This is a genomic window from Candidatus Endomicrobiellum cubanum (assembly GCF_031278955.1).
GTDB classification, from domain to species: Bacteria; Elusimicrobiota; Endomicrobiia; order Endomicrobiales; family Endomicrobiaceae; genus Endomicrobiellum; species Endomicrobiellum cubanum.
On record NZ_JAITJM010000041.1, the window covers coordinates 1 to 6,128 of the forward strand.

General features: G+C 33.1%; 6 protein-coding genes. All 6 read left to right on the forward strand.

Annotation, left to right across the window (positions count from 1 at the left end; all coding sequences use genetic code 11):
* The coding region (locus tag LBD57_RS03755) for a hypothetical protein (RefSeq protein ID WP_373469999.1) at positions 1–325 on the forward strand (325 nt) is incomplete at its 5' end.
* A gap of 69 nt (positions 326–394) precedes the next feature.
* Positions 395–2,131 (forward strand): threonine--tRNA ligase, encoded by a 1,737-nt coding sequence (gene thrS, locus LBD57_RS03760; RefSeq protein ID WP_373470000.1) that lies wholly within the window; start codon positions 395–397, stop codon positions 2,129–2,131.
* Between the two features lie 132 nt (positions 2,132–2,263).
* Positions 2,264–3,649: a [FeFe] hydrogenase H-cluster radical SAM maturase HydG gene (hydG, locus tag LBD57_RS03765; RefSeq protein ID WP_373470001.1), complete on the forward strand. Its 1,386-nt coding sequence runs from the start codon at positions 2,264–2,266 to the stop codon at positions 3,647–3,649.
* 139 nt (positions 3,650–3,788) lie between these two features.
* Positions 3,789–4,073: a co-chaperone GroES gene (gene groES, locus LBD57_RS03770; protein WP_373470002.1), complete on the forward strand. Its 285-nt coding sequence runs from the start codon at positions 3,789–3,791 to the stop codon at positions 4,071–4,073.
* Positions 4,074–4,103: 30 nt separating this feature from the next.
* Positions 4,104–5,738 (forward strand): chaperonin GroEL, encoded by a 1,635-nt coding sequence (gene groL, locus LBD57_RS03775; protein WP_373470003.1) that lies wholly within the window; start codon positions 4,104–4,106, stop codon positions 5,736–5,738.
* A 167-nt stretch (positions 5,739–5,905) separates the two neighbouring features.
* Positions 5,906–6,128: hypothetical protein (locus LBD57_RS03780; RefSeq protein ID WP_373470004.1), on the forward strand; the 223-nt coding region annotated here is incomplete at its 3' end.

Here is a 6,128-nt window from a genome sequence, read left to right on the forward strand (position 1 = left end):
TATCCATAACTCTATTGCTGAAAATAATTCCCTTAACTTCATTAATGCTACAAATGTCTCTTTAGGTACTTTACTTGGCTTTGATTCCTTCTCCTTTGCTCTCCCTAACAACCTACCCAATAATCAAACTATTCTTTATCTCCGTAATCAGCCCTTCCCTCTTATTATTGATGCTCAAAATCTCTCCATTTCTAACTATGATTCCCACTCCTCTCCCCTTACTGTTAATCTTATCGACTCCTATGGCATTGGGGGAAAGTTAGCCCTTACCAATACTAACGGCTCTTACCTATACAACACTCGTACTGAACTCATTAGGCTATAGTTTATATTTAACTTAATGTCCGAATATATTGTATAATTAAATAAACAAATAGATAGGCAGGTATAGAAAATGACAAACAACTCTCTTGAAACTTTAAGACATTCTGCTGCACATATTATGGCTGCTGCTGTCACTGAGCTTTTTCCCCAAACCAAGGTAGCTATAGGCCCATCAATAGAAAATGGCTTTTATTATGATTTTTATAGAAAAGAACCATTTACAACTTCTGATCTAGAAAAAATAGAAGCAAAAATGCAAAAAATAATAGAAGCAAATTATCCGTTTAAATGTTTTTCTATGCCCAAAGAAGAAGCTATTAAAGACTTTAACAAAAAAGAGGAAAAATATAAGGTAGAAATTGCTTCACAGATAGATGGAGATACTGTAACAATATATAAGTCTGGGAATTTTATAGATTTATGTAAAGGTCCTCATCTAAAGTCTACCGGAAGACTTAAATATTTTAAACTTTTGTCAGTTGCAGGCGCTTATTGGAGAGGAGACTCCTCTAGGGATCAGCTTCAAAGAATTTATGGTACCGCCTTTTTTACAAAAGAAGACTTGGCTGACTATTTAAAAAAGATTGAAGAGACACAAAAAAGAGATCATAGAAAACTGGGCAAAGACTTGGATTTATTTAGTATTAATGAACTACTCGGTGGAGGACTTGTTCTTTGGCATCCAAAAGGAGCGCTACTTAGAGATATAATTGAAAGCTACTGGAAAAAATTCCATATAGAAAACGGCTACGAACTTTTGCTTACACCGCATATTGCAAGCGAAGAACTCTTTAGAATAAGTGGGCATTTACAAACCTATTCTGAAAATATGTATTCTTCTATAGATATTGAAAACAAACCATACAGAGTAAAACCAATGAACTGTCCCATGCATTTAATGATATACAAAATAAAGCTTCATTCGTATAGAGAGCTTCCAATAAGATATGCAGAACTTGGTACGGTTTACAGATTTGAAAAGTCAGGCGTTTTGCATGGTCTTTTAAGAGTTAGAGGATTTACTCAAGATGATGGCCATGTTATTGTTTTGCCAGAACAGTTGGAAGAGGAAATGCTTAGAGTTTTCAATATGGCAGTTGATTGTTTAAAAACTTTTGGGTTTAAAGAATATAAAATATATTTGGCTACAAGGCCAGAAAAAAAATATGTTGGAGAAATACAAGACTGGCAAAAAGCACAGAGCTCTATTGAAAATGCTTTAAAGAAAACCGGTTATGAGTATGAAGTAGATGAAGGCGGTGGAGCTTTTTATGGTCCTAAAATAGATATAAAAATAAAAGATGCTATAGGAAGATTTTGGCAATGTTCTACTATACAGTTTGACTTTAACTTACCTGAACGTTTTGATATTTCTTATGTAGATTCTTCAGGCAAAAAGAAAAGACCTTATATGATTCATAGAGCATTGCTAGGTTCTTTAGAGAGATTTGTAGGTGTACTTTTAGAACATTATGCTGGGGCTTTGCCTCTTTGGCTTTCTCCAATTCAAGTTGCTATAGCAAATATAAATGAAGAGCAAGAGACATACTGCAAGTCTTTATTTCAAAAATTAAAACAAAATGGCATAAGAGCTATTTTAGATGACAGAAATGAAAAAATAGGACACAAAATAAGAGAAAATGCGATACAAAAAATTCCTTATATAGCAGTTATTGGCAATAAGGAGCAAAGTACAAATTCGGTTGCTATAAGAGCACGCGGTAATAAAGATTTAGGAGTAATGCCAGTTGACACCTTTATTGCTCTTATAAAAGAAAAAAGCATGCCGGGTATTAATGAACTATAAAGTCTAGGACTTCTCTGAAAATCCTAATGTATATAAATGTTGCGGCAAAAAAACGCAGAGCTTATCGAGTGATAAGCACAAGTTTTTTAACGCAGCAGTCCCCTGTAAGCATTTCTAATAAAGGTGGCTTAAATGAAACATATAGATGAGCATAGAATAAACTCTCTACTTAACACTAAAGTGACCAATATAGAGCTTAATACTATCTTAAATAAAACTAAGGACCTTCAAAGATTGTCTATTGAAGAAACCGCTAAACTTTTATTAGTTAAAGAACACCAGAATTTGCAAAAGATTTATGCTGCTGCTTCTTATGTTAAGAACACAATATATGGTAAACGTATTGTAATGTTTGTGCCTTTATACATAAGCAACCACTGTTCCAATAGTTGCCTCTACTGTGGATTTGCTGCTAATAATAATCGTACTATAAGAAAAAAACTTACTTTTGAAGAAATTAAACAACAAACAGAAATACTGCTCAAAAAAGGCCATAAACGCATATTAGTGGTTGCGGCTGAAATGACATCCTCAAAAGAAAACTTAGATTATTATGTAGGTGCAGTTAAGTCTATATATAGCGCAAATTATAACGGAAATAAAATAAAAAGAGTTAATATCAATGTAGCGCCTATGGATATTGAAAGTTTTAAAATATTAAAAACATCGGGTATAGGAACATATCAGATATTTCAAGAAACTTACCATGAAGAAACTTACCGTAAACTTCATATTGCCGGTGCAAAAACTGATCCAAACAATCGTTTAGATGCAATTGACAATGCTTTTAAAGCTGGTATTGATGATGTTGGAATAGGTCCGTTGTTAGGACTTTATGACCCATACTTTGAAATACTTGCTATGATGATGCATATAGAATATTTAGAGAAGAACTATGGTATTGGCCCTCATACAATTTCTGTACCACGTATTGAACCCGCTCCAGGCTCAACATACGCATCAAACCCAGAATATAAAATAAGTGATGAAGAATTTAAAAAGATAGTTGCAGTTTTAAGATTATCTGTTCCTTACACTGGAATTATAATATCTACAAGAGAAACTGCCCAATTAAGAGATGAACTTGTAAATTTAGGTGTTTCTCAAATAAGTGCAGAATCTAAGGTTACACCTGGTGGATATGATATAAATTTTTCACATAATGATAATTTGGAAAGACAGTTTAGTCTAAACGATCAAAGAACTTTAGATGAAATAATAAAATCTTTATTGGCTCAAGGTTACGTACCAAGTTTTTGTGCGGCTTGTTATCGTAAAAACAGAACAGGTGAAAATTTTATGAATCTGGCTAAACCTGGACAAATAAAAAATATGTGCGATATTAATGCTTTAGTTACATTAAAAGAATATCTTGAAGATTTTGCAAGTCCAGAAGTTAAAGAGATAGGATATAATTTGATAGAAAAAAGCAAAGCAAGGCTTGATAATGCAAGTTTAAAGATCTTAGATAAGTTTTTTAAAGATATAGATGATGGAATAAGAGACTCTTATATTTAAAAATCTCTCTAAAATAATCCTAAAAATCAAATTTTTAAAGTTTATGTATTGACAAAAACTTTTTTTTGTCATATAATAGCAGTCGCACAGCATTAGTGCTAAAAAAGAAAAGTACAAACTAAATAAAGGAGGAAGTAAGATGTTTAAACCATTAGGCGACAAAGTTTTAGTTAAACCAACAGAAGCCAAAGAAGTAAAGAAGGGCGGCATTATTATTCCTGACACTGCAAAAGAAAAACCTCAAGAGGGTGAAGTTATAGCTATAGGCACAGGAAGAAAGACCGATGATGGCAAAGTGGTTGCTTTAGATGTAAAAGTTGGAGATAAAGTTCTTTTTGGCAAATATTCTGGAACAGAAGTAAAGCTTAACGATGTAGTACATCTTATAATGTCTCAAGATGATATTTTGGGAATACTTGGCTAATACAATAAAATAATATAGGAGAGTAAGTATATGGCAAAACAGTTAATTTACAATGATGAAGCTCGTAAAGCTATGAAAAATGGTGTTGACAAACTTGCAAATGCTGTAAAAGTTACACTTGGACCTAAAGGCAGATATGTAGTTTTAGACAAGAAATTTGGTTCCCCTACAGTTACAAATGACGGGGTAACAATTGCAAAAGAAATAGAATTAGAAGATCCTTTTGAAAATATGGGTGCTCAGCTTGTAAAAGAAGTTGCTTCAAAAACAAATGACATTGCTGGTGATGGTACAACAACAGCTACAGTTTTAGCTCAATCTTTAATTAATGAAGGATTAAAAAATATTACCGCTGGAGCTAATGCAAATCATATAAAAAGAGGGATAGACAAGGCTGTTTCTTTAGTTATAGAAGAAATTAAAAAAAATGCAAAACAAGTTAAAAACAAAGAAGAAATTGCTCAAATAGCTTCAATATCTGCAAGTGATAAAGAAATCGGAAATTTAATTGCAGACGCAATGGAAAAAGTTGGCAAAGATGGCGTTATAACAGTTGAAGAAGGAAAATCTTCAGAAACAACTCTTGACGTTGTAGAAGGTATGCAATTTGATAGAGGATACAATTCACCTTATTTTGTAACAGACACAGAAAGAATGCAAGGCATTTTGGAAGATCCTTATATAATAATTACCGATAAAAAAATCAGCTCTATGCAAGAAATCCTTCCTCTTTTAGAGAAAGTTGTTCAAACAGGAAAACCTTTCTTAATTATAGCAGAAGATATTGAGGGCGAGGCTCTTGCAACTTTAGTACTAAACAAGATTCGTGGCACACTGAAAGTTATAGCAGTAAAAGCTCCTGGTTTTGGAGATAGAAGAAAAGAAATGCTTCAAGATATAGCAATTCTTACTGGCGGTTCAGTTATTACTGAAGAAATGGGCTTAAAATTAGATAGTGCGACTTTGGAACTTTTAGGTCAAGCTAAGAGAGTAGTTGTAGATAAAGAGAACACTACAATCGTTTCTGGACTTGGCGCTAAAAAAGAAATCGAATCAAGAATAGCTCAAATTCGTAAACAAATTGAAGACACAAAATCAGATTATGATAAAGAAAAACTCCAAGAAAGACTTGCAAAATTAGTTGGAGGAGTAGCAGTTATAAATGTTGGCGCTGCAACTGAAGCGGCAATGAAAACAAAAAAATTCAAAGTTGAAGATGCTTTAAACGCAACAAGAGCAGGCGTAGAAGAAGGTATAGTTTCAGGTGGTGGAGTAGCTTTACTTAAAGCTCAATCAATTTTGGAAAAAGTGCAAACTCAAGATGCTGACGAAAAAACAGGCATAGACATTGTCCTTAAAGCTCTTGAGGGGCCAATAAGAATGATAGTAGAAAACGCTGGACTTGAAGCTTCTGTAATAGTAGATAAAATTAAAAGTTCTAAAGATGCTTCTTATGGTTATAATGCTGATAACAATGAGTATGTGGATATGATAAAAGCTGGTATTGTTGATCCAGCTAAAGTTACAAGAACAGCTTTAGAAAATGCTGCTTCAATTGCAGGACTGGTTCTTACTACAGAAACATTGGTAACCGATATTCCTGAAAAATCTCCAAAATCCCCTATGATGGGCGGAGCAGGAATGCCTCCAATGCCTGAGTATTAATAGTAACAGATTAGGCAGACATATTTAGGTTTTAGGGTTAGTTTTAAAAATAGATAGAGCTTTCAAATTTATTTGAAAGCTCTATCTATTTTCTTATTGAACTTAATCTTCTTTACTTTTATCTGACTTGACCTTTAATTAATCAAATAAATACTTAGTGTTAAAGATTGTTCCTTGAAAGAATTAAAAGTTTTAAATTCCTCAATAGTCCTGATTATGACATCTCTGGCAATAGTACTATTACTGACCCTTCTAATCCTGACTGTGGAAGAATAAATACTTCTTCCCCTTGGCTTTCTTCTAACTTTAATGATTCTTCTAATAACTCTCTTTTTATTCATTCTACTATGTCATACCGCACCATCTACGGCTCTGTTAATTTCCCTTTTG

Excerpts from the sequence above, each read along its gene's own strand:
- thrS (WP_373470000.1), top strand. The coding sequence starts at position 395 with ATGACAAACAACTCTCTTGAAACTTTAAGACATTCTGCTGCACATATT.
- hydG (WP_373470001.1), top strand. The coding sequence starts at position 2,264 with ATGAAACATATAGATGAGCATAGAATAAACTCTCTACTTAACACTAAA.
- groES (WP_373470002.1), top strand. The coding sequence starts at position 3,789 with ATGTTTAAACCATTAGGCGACAAAGTTTTAGTTAAACCAACAGAAGCC.
- groL (WP_373470003.1), top strand. The coding sequence starts at position 4,104 with ATGGCAAAACAGTTAATTTACAATGATGAAGCTCGTAAAGCTATGAAA.